The organism is Cronobacter sp. EKM101R (assembly GCF_963888145.1).
GTDB lineage: Bacteria > Pseudomonadota > Gammaproteobacteria > Enterobacterales > Enterobacteriaceae > Cronobacter > Cronobacter turicensis.
Map to the genome: position 1 here is coordinate 141537 of NZ_CAWPHW010000003.1, position 15259 is coordinate 156795.

Here is a 15259-nt window from a genome sequence, read left to right on the forward strand (position 1 = left end):
CTGAATCTAGCGCCCTACACTGGCGGTCGTCAATGTGAGCGGTTTATCAGGAGAGTGAAATGGAAAATCCGTCCCGTCCGGGCCCGTGGGCAGGCTGGCTGAATGGCCTGCTGGGCGTTGTCATTTTCAGCGGTTCGCTGCCCGCCACGCGCGTCGCTGTGCTGGATTTCTCGCCGTTTTTTCTGACGTTCGCCCGCGCCACCCTCGCCGGCGGGCTGGCGCTGCTGCTGATGATGCTGCGCCGGGAAACGCGCCCGACGGCGCGGCAGGCGGTGTCGCTTGCCGTCGTTTGCGCAGGCGTGGTGGTGGGCTTTCCCTTGCTGACCGCGCTGGCGCTACAACACGTGACCTCGGCGCATTCGATGGTGTTTATCGGTCTGTTGCCGCTGGCGACGGCGCTCTTCGGCGTCCTGCGCGGCGGCGAACGCCCTCGCCCGGCGTTCTGGATCTTCTCCGTCATGGGGAGCCTGCTGGTGGCGGGCTTCGCCCTCACCGGCGAGGTGCGCGTCTCGTTACGGGGCGACCTGCTGATGCTGGCCGCCGTGGCGCTGTGCGGTTTAGGCTATGCGGAAGGCGCGGCGCTGTCGCGTCAGCTCGGCGGCTGGCAGGTGATCGGCTGGGCGCTGATCCTCGCGCTGCCGCTGATGCTGGGCGCCGCCTGGCTGACGCGCCCCGCCACGTTCAGCGCGGTGGCGCCTGCGGCCTGGATTTCGCTGGGCTATGTATCGCTCTTTAGTATGCTGATAGGTTTTATATTCTGGTACCGCGGACTGGCCGCAGGCGGGATAGCCGCTGTCGGACAACTTCAGCTGTTACAGCCGTTTCTCGGCCTCGCGCTCGCCGCGACGCTGTTGAATGAACACGTCAGTCCGCTGATGCTGGCCGTGACGCTGGGGGTGATCCTCTGTGTGGCGTGCTCAAAGAAATTCGCGCGCCAGTGATTAACTGAATAAGGAAGCCTTATGTTTAAGAGTCTCGCCGCTTTTCCGCTGACGCCGCTCGTTAACGGCAAGCCAGATGAAAAAACTTTTGTGTCGCTGATTGAAAATCTGGCGGCGGCGCGGGTGAATGTCATCGCCCCGCTCGGCTCTACCGGCAGCTATGCCTACCTCTCCCGTGAGCAACGCGCCCGCCTCACGGCGCTGTCCACAGGCGCGGCAGGCGATATTCCGGTTATGACCAGCATTGGCGCGCTGCGTCTGGAAGAGATGCTGGCTCTCGCCGATGACGCCCAGCGCGCCGGCGCGCGCGGGCTGCTGCTCTCGCCGCTCTCCTATCAGCCGCTCAGCCAGGAAGAGGCATACCGGCTCTATGAGCGTGTCGCGCGTGCCGTCTCGGTGCCGCTGTGTATTTATGATAATCCCGCCACTACAGGCTTCACCTTTACCCAGGACTTACTGTGCGCCGTGGCGCGCTTGCCTAACATCGGCTCGATGAAACTCAGCCCGTTCAGCGATGCCGCCGGGGCGGCAGCGAAAATCGCCGCGTTGCGCCGCGAGATCCCCGCCACCGTCACCCTTGGCATCAGTGGCGATCATCAGGCCGCCGATGCGCTGCTGGCGGGCGCCGATATGTTCTGTTCGGTCACCGCCGGGCTCTGGCCGCGCGACATCCGCGCGTTGACCGACGCCGCGCTCGCGGGTGACGAGGCGCAGGCCGCCGCGCTCAACGGGGCATTTGAACCGCTCTGGACCTTGTTCCGCCGTCACGGCAGTTTGCGGGTCATTGCGGCGGCCGCGGAGCTGTCCGGGCGCGTCGCGGCGCCCTGCCTGCCGGAGCCGCTGCTGAGCCTGCAGGGCGAGGCGCGCGCGCAGTTGCAGACGGTGCTGGCGCAGCGAAACTATCACTAATCCGCCATACATATTCGTTAAATCGAATATGATGTTGACGCCACGCGTTGAGCGATCCACACTGCCCTCCACGATTTATGGAGGGCTATATGACGTCGCTTACACCGCTACAGCTGTTTAAACTGCTTGCTGACGACACCCGGCTGCATCTGGCGCTGCTGCTGCGCGCGCAGGGCGAGCTGTGCGTTTGCGAGCTTTCGGCCACGTTAAACCTCTCCCAGCCCAAAATCTCCCGCCATCTGGCGTTGCTGCGCGACAGCGGTCTTTTAAGCGATCGCCGCGACGGCAAATGGATCCACTACCGGCTTTCGCCGCACATGCCCGCCTGGGCTGCCGCTGTGATCGAGCAGGCGTTTTTATGCCAGCGGGAGGCCATTGCGTCTCTGGTCGCGCAAAGCCTGTCAAACGGCAGACATTGCGGCTAAAAAATTTCCATTTACATATATGAATTATCATATTTGTCAGGCCTTACTTCGGCGCAAAAGCCGTGTTTGTTCAGTCAAGGAGAGTGGTATGTTTCTGGCGGGTGCGATTTTTATCCTGACCCTGGTTCTGGTTATCTGGCAGCCGAAAGGGCTCGGCATCGGCTGGAGCGCATCGGCGGGCGCGGCGCTGGCGCTGCTCACCGGCGTGGTGCACATCAGCGATATTCCCGTGGTGTGGAATATTGTCTGGAACGCCACTGCGACGTTTATCGCCGTGATTATCATTAGTCTGCTGCTGGATGAGTGCGGTTTCTTCCGCTGGGCGGCGCTGCATGTGGCGCGCGGGGGCAACGGTAAAGGGGCCCGGCTGTTTACCTTGATAATTTTACTGGGCGCCATGGTGGCGGCGCTGTTCGCTAATGACGGCGCGGCGCTGATCCTCACGCCCATTGTTATCGCGATGCTGCTGGCGCTCGGCTTCAGCCGCGGCGCGACGCTGGCGTTTGTGATCGCGGCAGGTTTTATCGCCGATACCGCCAGCCTGCCGTTGATGGTCTCGAATCTGGTGAATATCGTGACGGCGGATTTTTTCTCGCTCGGCTTCAGCGATTACGCCGCCGTGATGGTGCCGGTAAACCTCGCCTCGGTAGCGGCTTCACTGGTGATGCTGCACCTGTTTTTCCGCAAAGCCATTCCGGCGACATACGATCGTGAGAAAATTAGCGCGCCGCAGACGGCAATCCGCGATCGGCGCACCTTCATAACCGGCTGGCTGGTTCTGGTGTTGTTGCTGGTGGGCTTTTTCGCGCTGGAGCCGCTCGGCGTGCCGGTGAGTCTGGTCGCCGCCGTGGCGGCGGCAGTGCTCTGGCTGGTCGCGCGTCAGGGAGACGTTATCGATACGCGCAAAGTGCTGAAAGGCGCGCCGTGGCAAATCGTCATTTTCTCGCTGGGCATGTATCTGGTGGTGTATGGCCTGCGCAACGCCGGGCTGACCGGTTATCTCTCCACCCTGCTTAACGTCTTCGCGCAGCACGGGATCTGGGGCGCGACGCTCGGGACGGGCGTTCTGACCGCCGCGCTCTCCTCCGTAATGAATAATATGCCAACGGTGCTGGTCGGCGCGCTCTCCATCGACGGCAGCGCCGCCACGGGCGTCGTTAAGGACGCCATGATTTACGCGAATATCATCGGCTGCGATTTAGGCCCGAAGATAACGCCAATCGGCAGCCTCGCCACGCTGCTCTGGTTGCATGTACTGGCGCAGAAAAATATTGCGATGAGCTGGGGCTATTACTTCCGGGTCGGTATTGTCATGACGTTGCCGGTGCTGCTGGTAACGCTTGCCGCCCTCGCCCTGCGTCTCTCTTTTTAACCTGGTCCAGGGCGCGGCAAAACGCGCCCTGACGGAGAACCCTGATGACCCCGATTACGATTTACCATAACCCGGCCTGCGGCACCTCGCGCAACACGCTTGGCCTTATTCGCAACAGCGGCGTAGAGCCGACCATTATTCTTTATCTGGACACGCCGCCAACGCGCGACGAGCTCAAGATGCTGATTACCCGGATGGGCATTAGCGTGCGGGCGTTGCTGCGTAAAAATGTCGAGCCGTATCAGGCGCTCGGGCTGGACGATGAGAAAATCAGTGATGCGCAGTTGCTGGACGCAATGCTGGCGCACCCGATACTGATTAATCGTCCGATCGTAGTGACGCCGCTTGGCACCCGGCTGTGTCGTCCCTCAGAAGCGGTGCTGGCCCTTCTGCCCGATCCCCAGCAAGGCCCGTTTACCAAAGAAGATGGCGAGATTGTCATTCCACCTGCGCCCTGATGCAGTTGAACCTTAATCAACGGCTCTTTTTCAGGAGGAGCCGTTGACCGCCGGGCTCAGGCGCGCCAGAAAAACCGCGAGAGCAGGATCAGGAACGGATAGATCTCAAGCCGCCCCAGAATCATCGCCAGACACATCAGGTATTTCGCGCCGTCATTGAGCGTGTCGAAGCTCGCCGCCGTCACGCCGAACCCAAGCCCCATATTATTGATGCAGGCGGCTACCGTGCCGAAGGCGCTTAACAGATCATATCCCATTGAGGTCAGCGCCCAGATAAACAGAATGCTGACCAGCATGTAGAGAAAGAAAAAGCTGCATACCGAGCGCAGCACACGCTCATTCACGACGCTCTGACCGACATGCAGGCTGAGGATCGCCCGCGGATGCGCCAGCTGATGTACCTCATTACGGCTTTGTTTAAACAGGATCAGAAAGCGCAACGCTTTAATGCCCCCGCAGGTTGAGCCCACACAGCCGCCAAAAAAGCTCGCCAGCAACAGCATGACGATAGTGTGCGCAGGCCAGCTCGCATAGTCTGACGTCGCAAGGCCGTTGTCGGTAATCATTGAGCTTGCCAGAAAGAAGGCATGAACCAGGCTGCCCGTCAGGTCGTACATCCCCTTATGCCAGACCTGCCAGGCGGTCAGCAGCACGATAATCAGCGTGACCAGAAGAAAAAAGTGCAGTTCGGCGTTGCGGCGAAAGGGTTTTAAGGTTCGCCGGGTAAAGGCGACGAACCAGACGGTAAAATTTACCGCGGATAGCAGTGAAAACAGCCCCGCCACCAGCTCGACCGGATAACTGTCATAAAAGCCAATGCTTTCATTGCGCGTGGAGAACCCGCCGAGAGAGACCGTAGAAAGCCCGTGGCACAGCGCGTCAAACCACGGCATACCCGCTATCCGGTAAGCGGCTGCGCAGGCGGCTCCCAGCAAGACATAGGTCAGCCAGAGCGTGCGCGACGTATCTGCAAGACGCGGCGTTAAGCGCTCTTCCTTAAACGGGCCGGGCATCTCCGACTGATACAGTTTCATGCCGCCTATCCCGAGCAGCGGCAGCACGGCGACCGCGAGGACAATAACGCCCAGACCACCGATAAAGTTGAGTTGCGCGCGGTAGTAAAGATAAGCCTTCGGAAGCCCGCTCACATCATTAATGATGGTGGCGCCCGTCGTCGTTATCCCGGATACGCCTTCAAAAAGCGCCTGCGCGGCGTTCAGGCCGAGCGCGTTATCGAGCCAGAACGGCATCGCGCTGATTAGGGAAAACAGTATCCAGAACAAAACAATTATCAGAAAACCGTCGTGGGTTTTCAGCGGCGCTATCTGGCGGCGTGTGGCAAGCCATGCGGCGCAGCCTGGCACAAAGAAAGTGACAAAAGTCACCAGAAAGGAAAAGTAACTGCGCTCCTTACAAAACAGCGCGACGAGCATCGGCGGCAGCATCGAAAAGCTGTAGAGCAACACCAGAAAACCACACAGATGGATGACAATGGCGGGACGTGAAGAATTTGCAGGAGCGTGCGGTAGCAAAACCAGGCCTCAAAACATTCTACTGACAGATCCTCTTATTAAACCTCCCCTCGTATAAAAATGTTGTAAAAAAATCACCCTCGCTGTGGCGGGTATCGTCAGGATATGCGCAAAGAAACCGTTAAGCACGGCGGGTAGCGTTCGGCGTGATGGGGCGGCGCCATATGTTGCGCCGGTGATGATTCATCATGATGAGCCTGAGGAGATAACGGAAGCATGCGGGCCTGGCCGGGATCGCCGAAAAAAGAGAGCAACAGCGACGGTTGCCCGTCGCATGCCGCACGTTTACAACCGGCTTGCGATATTCTGCAGAACGGTCATCTCTTCCTGAGAAAACTGCTTAGTGCCGCCGCGCAGCGTATTGAGCGTGATGTGCCACGGGTTGCCACGGCTGATAACCACTTTTGAGCGGATATCATAGTGCTGCGTCGCGAAATCCTCAGTGATGAGCTTTTCGACCGGCGACAAATCGGCGTAAACCGTCGAGCCACCAGGGCCTGCTGCAAAGCGGGCCGGGTGTGAGGCAAGACCGGAATCAAGCTGTGTTTTCGCCTTCGCCGGATCTTTCACCACCTTGTTATTGGTGTCCTCAAAAAATTTATTCACTTTATTACGTACTTTCACGGCTTTTTTTACGGTTTCCAGAAAGCGTTTGTTATTCGCCGTCTGTCGCTCCGCCATGGTGTTACGCAGGATGACCAGCGCGCCGCCCACGACGCCGAAAACGCCGCCGGCACTCAGTAATGCCGTACGGGCCGCAATTGTAGAAGCCGCGTTTGCTGCGGCGCTACCGGCTGTCACCGTCGCGGTTGCCGCAGCGGAAACGCCGAGCAGCCCGCCAACCCCGGCGATAACTTTACCGGCATAATCATAGGCGATTTTGGTGGCATCATTATAAATGCTGCCTCCGCGCCCGCCCATGCCAGGAACGCGGGTATTATACCGGTCGAAAAACTGACGGTTATTCTGGATGGTAGTATTCGGCCCGGAATTGAGTAATCCCATTTCCAGATCGCGCCCGCCGTTATTGATTCCCACAGGTCGGGAGCTGGCCAGTAATTGTTCATAGGTATACATTACGCTGCGCTCTTCAGCATTTTCAAACTGATACAGCGTGTCATCATCGAGTTCATTAACGAAATCGATGATGGTATGTATTTCTTGCTCAGTAAAGTGCGAACGGTCGGAAAGAAGGGCATTTATCATGGAGTTAATTTCTGCCATCTTGCCACTCCTTTTTTATCAGAGTTCTTTATTCTGTTTGATATCCCAACCGGCTTTCGTTTCAGCGCCTTTGGTGCCCTGGTTTGACTGTTCCCAGTAATGGAAATTCACTTTCGCCGCCTGGAAGTAGTAATTCACCAGCACAGTATCGGTCTGGCCGACGCCGGTAAATTCAGTGCGGGTTACCAGCACATCTTCAAGAACGATTTTCGAGTATTCCACCTGCTGCCCACCGGCCTTACAGACAGAAAGCTCAACTTTATTAACGTGCTTACCGCTGGCGCAGAATTTCAGAATGGCGGGTGTGCCTTTATCCACAATGGCCTGCACGGCTAAATCCTGAAAGTTAACTTTACCGGCACCGCCACCGCCGCCCACAGCCATATTGCCCGGCTGCGCTGCGCCCCAGTTAAAAGAAAGCACATCGATCCAGCTGGCATGGTTGGCATCTTTAGATTCGCCAGTAACGCCTTCCACTTTCAGGAACATATCAATAGCCATGTAATACTCCTTGTTATCAGATAGCAGGTGAGAATAAGCAGAGCCCGGAGGCAAATAATTCGGTTTCACTGTAAATTTATTCAAAAGGCTAAACAATACCGCTCCGGAAATTAAGACGAATCTCATTCGAATTATTTCCGCGTATATCCTGTATTTGTTTCATTTTTATTGCCGGAGTATTAATCATGAAGAAAATTGAATGTGGCATAGCTCACAAAAAATCTGGCGAATACTTAGCGAAAACGCGAAATGACATTTATTAACTGTAATAACGAAAAATTATCATACTCTCTGACGCTGCGTTGGCTTTCAAAGAATACGTTATAAAACAAACTACTTTTATCCTGTCATTAACCTCAAGGAAACGGCGAACCTGCGATTTATCTTAAATCCGCTGTTCATTAGAAAATGAAATATTAACAATGCTATTAGTTGCCAGCAAAAATACCGCTCCGCTAATTCAGCGCAATCTTAATGGTAGCCCACCACAATAATCCGTCCGTAAAAGCGCCTGTCAGGGCACTGAAACTGGATCGGATAAGGTGGCTCATAAAAAATGACGCACCGTCAGAGGAGGCTGTCCTGACGGTGTTGCGTCACTCCTTATCCCCACCGTCTGCCTGAGCGCAGCCGCACATCAGGCGGCATAGATAGATTTGTCATTGCCGGTGGCGATAGTATTTGGCAGGCGAAACGCCTGATTACGCCCGCGATTCTTCGCCAGATAGAGCGCGGTGTCGGCACCGCGGATAAGTACGCTGAATGCGTCTTCACGCCCATTGCCCCTGACCGTATGGCAACCGGCGCTGACGGTCACGACCTGCTCCGGCAGATCCGTCGACGGGTGCGGCAGATGTTTATCCCGGATCATGCTGACCGCCCGCTGCGCCAGTGCCAGCGCCTCTTCGCCGGTCGTCTCCGGCAGCACTATCGCGAACTCCTCCCCGCCGTAACGCGCCACCAGATCGCAGGTACGCAGCGTTACCATTTGCAGGGTATTACCGATAAGCCGCAGACAGGCGTCGCCAGCGGCATGGCCGCGGCTGTCGTTGTAGCGCTTGAAGAAATCGATATCGAGCATAATCAGCGATACCGGGCTTCCTGACGTGGCGGAATCCGCCAGCACTTTCGCAAGCGTGGTGTCGAATTTACGGCGGTTGGCAAGCCCCGTCAGGCTGTCGGCCATCGCCATCGATTTAAAGGTCTGGTTGGCTTTCAGGAGTTCGTCACGCAGCTGTTTAAGCTCCTGCTGATCGCGAATGCTGCTGCGTACCTTGCGAAACACCACGGAACTGAACACCAGAAACCCCAGCAGCAGCATAAAGTTGGAGAGCAGGCCCGGCAGATTATTGCGCAGCCAGTGCATACGCACTTCCGCGCGATCGTAACCGGCGACCACCACCAGCGGCAGTTTTTCCGTGCGGGCAAAGCCAAAAACTCTTTCGATGTGATCCAGCGACGCCACCCAGGTGCCGGTTCCGCGATCGGCCCGGATAAGCTCGCGGGTAAACAGCGGGCTGCCGGAAATATTCATGTCGATTTTTGCTTTATCGTAAGGGCGCACGCAGAGTACCGAGCCATCGGTCAACAGCAGCGCCAGCATATCGCGCGGGCCGAGTTCAAAATAACTGTAAAAGCGCTGGAAGTACTCAAGCTTAACGGTGGCGAGCACCACGCCCGCAAAACCGCCGCTGAGATCGTTGACCCGCACCGACACCGGGATCACCAGTTCATCCGACGCCAGGCTTTTAATCACACGCCCGATATGAATGCCGGTCTGGCGATTTTCATCATGAAAGCGGAAAAAATCCTTGTGCGTAATGTCTTCCGGAATGCCTGTAATGCCGGAAGATGAGCCTTTAATCATTCCCTGCGCATTATAGAAATAGAGCCCGTCGAGCAGCGGCTGGCGCGCTTTCAGCCGCACCAGATAGTTGTGGTAAGTCGAGGCCTGGCCTGCGCCGACCGTAGTGCGCACGTCATCAAGCGTCTGGCCGACCGCCATAAAGGTGTCTTCCGCCTGACGCACCTGGGCGACCGAGAGGTTGACGGCCTTGTTTGCCGCCTGTGCTATCTCATCGTCCCAGGAGTGCATAAACACCAGTACGTTCGTGCCGATCCCGCCCACCAGGAGGAACAGAAGTAAGACAGCCAGGCTTCGGCCAAGCGAAGTGCTCAACCCAAGACGGTAAGAAATAAACTGCCTGAGAGTCACGAAACGGTTCCCCGGAAATAACCAACGTTGCTTCAGGGGTTATCGGTACTGCCCGCCGTTTCTGGAGGGCCAGGCGCGCGCCTGGTGACAATAATTTAACAGTATGGAGCAAGTACTCACACCGTTAACGGTAACATTACAGATAACGGATCAGACAGCAGGCGTTCCCTGATGAAAAATAAGCTGCCAGCGGTCTTCCCCCACATGTACCCAATGCGATGCGCGCCATGACAGACGCTGGCCTTCGGGATCACAGGTGCGGTAGCGCAGGATAGCGCTGTCAGCGTTTACCGACAGTAACGTAAAATCGTTACTCACAATACACGCTGTGCCGGTCTCTCGTGTCAGCGCGTCGATCGTCTCATCCCGACTGGCCAGTACGCCGGAGCGTGTCACCTCGCAAAAATGCGGGTGAAGGATGTGCTCAAGCCAGTCGCGATCGCGTCGCTGTTCGCCATGCAGGCTTTGTTCGAGCGTAATGAGTCTTTCCAGTAACATGGATGGATCTTTTCTCCTGACGCGCTGAATAAATGCCATTAAGTACCTTATTTGGGGTTATCCCTTAATGCACTAAACGCGTATTATTGCGCTGAACAGCAATAGTTTCGTAGAAATCTATAACGACAATAAGGATACCAAAATGTCGATGGTGTTTTGCCGCGGGTGCGGGAAAGAAATTCATGAATCGGCCAGAGCCTGCCCGCAGTGTGGCGCGACGCAGTTGATTGGCGGGAATAAAAACAGAATCAGCGCCGCGTTACTCGCTTTTTTCCTGGGCGGTTTCGGAGCCCATAAATTCTATTTAGGTAAAATCGGCCAGGGCTTACTTTACCTCATCTTCTGCTGGACCTTTATTCCTTCGATTATCGCGTTTGTCGAATTTATCATCTATTTATGCGATACCGATGAAAACTTCGCGCGTAAATATGGCTGATAACGCCTGAACTTAAAGCCATTCCCTGCCCTGCTGGCGTGGAATGGCTTTTCTGGTTTTGCTTCCAGGCAGCCCCCTCCCTTGCGCGAACCCACAGCGATTCACGCCACAGACTTTCTTACGGCAGACTGAAAATAACGCCATCCGGTGATACTCTTACCCCCTGCGACGCCCGCCGATGTTATGCAGGTAAAGGTAATGAATAAAAAAGAGTTTGTGACCCAGGATCTGCTCAGCAAAATCTACCAGGACACCACGCCGGGCCCGCGAAAACTGTCGCCGGAAAGACAGTTAGCTGAAGAGTATGGCGTCTCGCGTTTTACCATTCGCCAGGCGCTGGAAAAACTGGTGAGCATTGGCGTCGTGCGGATTGTTCAGGGCTCAGGCGCCTGGATCAACGAGCAGGCGCGCAATAACCCGCTGGTATACAACTCGATTACCGAAAAGCGCTTCGATCAAATCCGCTATCGCATGCTTAGCCTGCACAAAAAGCGCCCGGACAAAGCGGCGCAGCAGATTTTTGGTATCAGTGAGGAGAGTTTTATCTGGCATTTTTGCCGTCTGCGCTATGTCGATGACGCGCCGGTGCAGCTGGAAATTTCCAGTCTGCCGGTCGCGGACTTTCCTGACCTGAATCAGCAGGCGATTGAGCATTCCATTCAGCAATATGTGCTGGGCAAAGGGCTGACGATTTCCCACATGCTGACCACCTACCGCGCAGTAAGCGTGAGCCGCGAACAGGCGGTATTACTGGGCTGCAAGAAAGGCAGCCCGGCGATGCACATTAATAATCGCGGCATTCTGGAGGGCGGGCGCGTCTTTGAGGTGAGCGATATTATTGATATCAATTATACCTGCACTTACGTCATTCCCTATAACCATGACACCTTAACCCGCCGCCAGAATCAGGGTGTGTGAAGGGTGCCGTCCGGCAGGCGGCTTTGCGTCCATTCATGCGGGCGATACACCACCGGATGCGCCCGCGCCAGCGTCTCGTTGAATCCCACGCCAATGCCGGCATTCACCGGCGGATAGATAAAGCCGTCTTTCACCTCAGGCGCGCCCGGGAAAATCTTGTCCGTCATGGCCGAGCGGGGAATGAACTCCTGAATGGCCGCGTTATGCAGATGAATATTTAAATGCGTGTTCACCGCCACGCCAACCGGCGCCATATCGCCAGGGCCATGCCAGGCGAGGCGCACGCCGAACGCCTGACACAGATGCGCCAGCTTCAGCGCCGGGGTGATCCCGCCGATTTGCGAGACATGGCAGCGGATAAAGTCGATACGGCGGTTAACAATCAGATCGTGCCATTCGCTCGGGTTATTAAAGAGTTCGCCCATCGCCAGCGGCACGCAGCTGTGCTGGCGCACCTGTTCCAGCCAGGCGCTCTGCTGGGGCGGCAGAATATCCTCAATAAAATAGGGCTGGTAAGGCTCCAGCTGTTTGGCGAGCTGTACAGCCTGCTGCGGGAACAGGCGCTCGTGAACGTCATGCAGAATATGTAGCGTCCAGCCATATTTCTCACGCAGCGCGCGGAACATATCGACGGTATTGCTCATATATTCCTGCTGATCGAACCAGGCGCCAGGCGTGGGGTTTTCCGGCGCATGAAGGTCAGAAGCCGTGCCGCCGTAAAAACCGAGCTGACAGCGGATATGGCGATAGCCTTTTTCGATGAGCGCATCCACTGACGCGAAGAGCGCTTCCAGCGTGTCGCCGCTGGCATGGCTGTACGCCGGGATGGCGTCACGGGATTTGCCGCCAAAAAGTTGATACAGCGGCATACCGGCGAGCTGGCTTTTAATATCCCATAGCGCCATATCGACGCCCGACATCGCGTTGTTCATCACCGGGCCGTTACGCCAGTAGGCGTTAACGTTCATCATCTGCCACAGATCTTCAATGTTATTCGCATCGCGACCCGTCAGCAGCGGCTGTAAATACTCCTCCACCAGCGTTTTAACGGCCAGCGGCCGTTGCTGGAACGTCGCGCAACCGTGCCCCGTCACGCCCTGGTCGGTCGTTACACGTACCGTCACCAGATTATGTCTGTCCGGACGGGTAATAAAACATTCGACATTTTTGATTATCACAGGCGTCACGAAATAACTCCTTTACAGCGCTGTGGGAATACGTAATGGGAATATCATGACCCTAAAAATATTGACGGGTAAACCCTTTTTTTGACTATTTATTTTGGTCAGTTATTCCGCCTTAAAGTCATTAATAAACCATACCAATTTTACTCAATGCGCCACCAAAACCCTTTTACACAGGAAAGGTGTGAGCAACATCAACTTTTATTGGTTTGTTTTGTTGGTGGGGTTTAATTATTCTTCAGAGGACCATTAAAACGACAACAACATACGGCAGGAGTCTTTATGGGGACGCAAGAAGCCATCAATAATATTATTCGTCTGGTGGGCGGCCAGGGGAATATTAATAAAGTCTGGCACTGTATGACGCGGCTGCGCTTCGATTTAGTTGATGATGAAAAAGTCGATCAGACGGCGATAAAAAAGCTGCCCGGCGTGCTGGGCGCGCAGCTCCAGAGCGATCAGTTCCAGGTCATCATCGGCCCAAAGGTCAACAGCTGGTACGAACAGATGCTCGCCGCGCTTGGCGATAACCCGGCCGCCGCCACGGCACCCGCCAAAGGGCGCAAGGGCCTGATTTCGCTCTTTATGGATACCGTCTCCGGGGTATTCGGCCCCATCGTGCCCGCCATCGCCGGCGCCGGTATGATCAAGGGCTTGCTGGCCGGGTTAATCGCCCTGAAAGTTGTGTCCGCCAAAAGCGATACGGTGATGATCATCGATCTGATCGCGAGCGGCGTATTTTACTTCCTGCCATTTTTCCTCGCCGTTTCCGCCGCCAAAATCTTTAAGGTCAATGAGTACCTGGCGGCAGCCGTCGCGGCGTGTCTGATGTACCCGTCGCTGATTGATGCCGCCAAAGCGCTGGCGGCGCATCAGGAAGGCGCGGTCAGCGCGCTCTGGCTGCTCAATGCCATCCCGGTGTCGGTGTTTAACTATTCGGCGAGCGTCATCCCGGTGATTTTCTCGATCCTGGCCCTGAGCTATATCCATCGCTGGGTCGACAGCATTATGCCTGACGTGCTGAAAACCGTGTTTACGCCCACCCTGACCCTGTTTATCGGCGCGCTGGCGGCGCTGGTGGTGATAGGCCCGATTGGGATCTGGTTAGGCAAAGGGCTGGCGCTGTTTATTGAAGGGTTGTTCAGCATCTCGGCGAGTTTTGCCGGGTTGATTGTCGGCGCCATTCGTCCGGTTGCCGTTCTGACCGGCATGCATCACGCCATGACGCCGATAGCGCTGCAAAACTTCAGCGATCGCGGCTACGACATGCTGATGCCGATGATGTTTATGGCCAACATGGCGATTGCCGGTTCGACGTTTGCCATCTGGCGTCTGAGTAAAGACCGCCAGGAGAAAACCGTCACGCTGTCAGCGGCGATTTCCGCACTGCTCGGCATTACCGAACCCGCGCTGTTTGGCGTACTGACGCGCTATAAAAAAGCCTTTATCTCGGCCACGATCGCAAGCTCGCTGGCCTCGGCCTTTATCGCTTTCTTTGGCGTGCGGCTTTACGGGTACATTTTGTCGAGCATTTTCAGTCTGCCCGCCTATATCGGCCCGTATTTCATCTTTGCCCTGTCGGGTGTCGCCATGGCGCTGGTGATTTCCTTCGTGCTCACTACCGTGCTGGTGGGTAAGGACGCGACCGGACAGGCGTAATGCCGGGTTGATGCGCTGGCCGGAAAATCCGGCCAGCGGAGAAGCCCTTTAGAGGGATTTCAGGAACGCCAGCAGATCGTCGTTCAGCTGGTCCTGATGCGTGACGGCAAAGCCGTGCGGGCCGTTGTCGTACACTTTCAGTTCAGCATTAGCGATCATCTCTGCCGCCACTTTACCGGTGGATTCAAACGGCACGACCTGATCGTTGCTGCCGTGGATCACAAGCGTCGGCACATCCACTTTTTGCAGGTCGCCGCGGAAGTCGGTTTCCGAGAACGCGGTGACGCAGTCGATAGTCCCTTTCAGCGAGGCCAGCAGCGCGATATTCAGCGTCTGGGTCAGCACGCCTTCCGACACCGTCTGGCCTGCGTTGGTGCCGTAGAACGTCGCGGCGAAATCACTGATAAACTGCGCGCGATCTTTGCGCAGGCCGTCGCGAATACCGTCAAAGACGGAAAGATCCACGCCCTGGCTGTAATCGCCGATTTTACCGAACACCGGCGTCACGGCGCCCAGCAGCACCAGCGCCGCAATGCGTGAGGTTCCGTATTTGCCGATATAGCGCGCCACATCGCCGCCGCCCATGGAGAAGCCCACCAGCGTTACGTCCTGGAGATCCAGCGCCTGAATGAGGTCGTTAATGTCAGAAGCAAAGGTGTCGTAGTTATAGCCGTTCCACGGCTGATCGGAACGCCCGAAGCCGCGACGGTCAAACGCAATCACGCGGTAGCCGCGCTCCGCCAGAAAATTCATCTGGCTGTCCCACATGTCCGCATCCAGCGGCCAGCCGTGGCTGAACAGCACCGGTTTGCCTGCGCCCCAGTCTTTGTAATAGATCTGCGTGCCGTCCTGCGTCTTGATTGTGCTCATCAGTGGTTCCTCATTTAGCGATGGTCCAAGGCTGATAAGTATAGTGTTTGCATGACGGCACGATGAATTATCGCGAGCTTTTCAGACTGTTACCGCGCTATCAATGGCGAAGACGCG

The 15259-nt window shown here is 56.3% G+C and carries 15 protein-coding genes; 8 read left to right on the plus strand and 7 right to left on the minus strand.

The genetic code is table 11. The annotated features are described in order from the left end of the window. The first annotated feature begins 59 nt into the window (after nt 1-59). From AACV31_RS05150 to arsC, 5 genes are all read left to right on the plus strand, one after another. A complete protein-coding gene (locus AACV31_RS05150; RefSeq protein WP_165156433.1) occupies nt 60-941 on the plus strand; it encodes a DMT family transporter in 882 nt (293 codons plus the stop codon). 21 nt (nt 942-962) lie between these two features. Then, entirely contained in the window at nt 963-1850 is an 888-nt protein-coding gene (locus AACV31_RS05155) for a dihydrodipicolinate synthase family protein (RefSeq protein WP_165156431.1), read from the plus strand. A gap of 89 nt (nt 1851-1939) precedes the next feature. Next, nucleotides 1940-2275 carry a metalloregulator ArsR/SmtB family transcription factor gene (locus AACV31_RS05160; protein ID WP_105538660.1) on the plus strand — a complete coding sequence of 112 codons (336 nt, stop codon included), beginning with the start codon at nt 1940-1942 and terminating at the stop codon, nt 2273-2275. Nucleotides 2276-2363: 88 nt separating this feature from the next. Beyond that, entirely contained in the window at nt 2364-3647 is a 1284-nt protein-coding gene (locus AACV31_RS05165; RefSeq protein ID WP_165156429.1) for an arsenic transporter, read from the plus strand. 44 nt (nt 3648-3691) lie between these two features. Beyond that, nucleotides 3692-4105, plus strand: a complete 414-nt coding sequence (arsC, locus tag AACV31_RS05170) for an arsenate reductase (glutaredoxin) (RefSeq protein WP_165156427.1) — start codon at nt 3692-3694, stop codon at nt 4103-4105. A 56-nt stretch (nt 4106-4161) separates the two neighbouring features. Here arsC and AACV31_RS05175 read toward each other — a convergent pair whose 3' ends face one another. From AACV31_RS05175 to AACV31_RS05195, 5 genes are all read right to left on the minus strand, one after another. After that, nucleotides 4162-5637 (minus strand): TrkH family potassium uptake protein, encoded by a 1476-nt coding sequence (locus AACV31_RS05175; protein ID WP_165156425.1) that lies wholly within the window; start codon nt 5635-5637, stop codon nt 4162-4164. Between the two features lie 285 nt (nt 5638-5922). After that, entirely contained in the window at nt 5923-6861 is a 939-nt protein-coding gene (locus AACV31_RS05180) for a hypothetical protein (protein ID WP_007767524.1), read from the minus strand. A gap of 18 nt (nt 6862-6879) precedes the next feature. After that, on the minus strand, nt 6880-7362 hold the full coding sequence (locus AACV31_RS05185; protein ID WP_012815804.1) for an Hcp family type VI secretion system effector: 483 nt from the start codon (nt 7360-7362) through the stop codon (nt 6880-6882). 637 nt (nt 7363-7999) lie between these two features. After that, nucleotides 8000-9577: a sensor domain-containing diguanylate cyclase gene (locus AACV31_RS05190; RefSeq protein ID WP_165156423.1), complete on the minus strand. Its 1578-nt coding sequence runs from the start codon at nt 9575-9577 to the stop codon at nt 8000-8002. A gap of 150 nt (nt 9578-9727) precedes the next feature. Continuing rightward, nucleotides 9728-10075, minus strand: a complete 348-nt coding sequence (locus tag AACV31_RS05195; protein WP_075199776.1) for a nuclear transport factor 2 family protein — start codon at nt 10073-10075, stop codon at nt 9728-9730. Nucleotides 10076-10217: 142 nt separating this feature from the next. Here AACV31_RS05195 and AACV31_RS05200 point away from each other — a divergent pair, with 142 nt between their 5' ends. Beyond that, nucleotides 10218-10511 (plus strand): NINE protein, encoded by a 294-nt coding sequence (locus tag AACV31_RS05200; RefSeq protein ID WP_075199777.1) that lies wholly within the window; start codon nt 10218-10220, stop codon nt 10509-10511. Nucleotides 10512-10709: 198 nt separating this feature from the next. Beyond that, on the plus strand, nt 10710-11429 hold the full coding sequence (locus AACV31_RS05205) for a GntR family transcriptional regulator (RefSeq protein ID WP_165156421.1): 720 nt from the start codon (nt 10710-10712) through the stop codon (nt 11427-11429). On the opposite strand, the gene AACV31_RS05210 is transcribed toward AACV31_RS05205, so the two are convergent. Further along, nucleotides 11417-12616, minus strand: a complete 1200-nt coding sequence (locus tag AACV31_RS05210; RefSeq protein WP_165156419.1) for an enolase C-terminal domain-like protein — start codon at nt 12614-12616, stop codon at nt 11417-11419. The genes AACV31_RS05205 and AACV31_RS05210 overlap by 13 nt on opposite strands. A gap of 279 nt (nt 12617-12895) precedes the next feature. On the opposite strand from AACV31_RS05210, the gene AACV31_RS05215 reads away from it, so the two are divergent. Then, nucleotides 12896-14272: a PTS transporter subunit EIIC gene (locus tag AACV31_RS05215; RefSeq protein ID WP_165156417.1), complete on the plus strand. Its 1377-nt coding sequence runs from the start codon at nt 12896-12898 to the stop codon at nt 14270-14272. A 48-nt stretch (nt 14273-14320) separates the two neighbouring features. On the opposite strand, the gene AACV31_RS05220 is transcribed toward AACV31_RS05215, so the two are convergent. Then, nucleotides 14321-15142 carry an alpha/beta fold hydrolase gene (locus tag AACV31_RS05220; RefSeq protein ID WP_007767490.1) on the minus strand — a complete coding sequence of 274 codons (822 nt, stop codon included), beginning with the start codon at nt 15140-15142 and terminating at the stop codon, nt 14321-14323. Nucleotides 15143-15259: the final 117 nt, after the last annotated feature.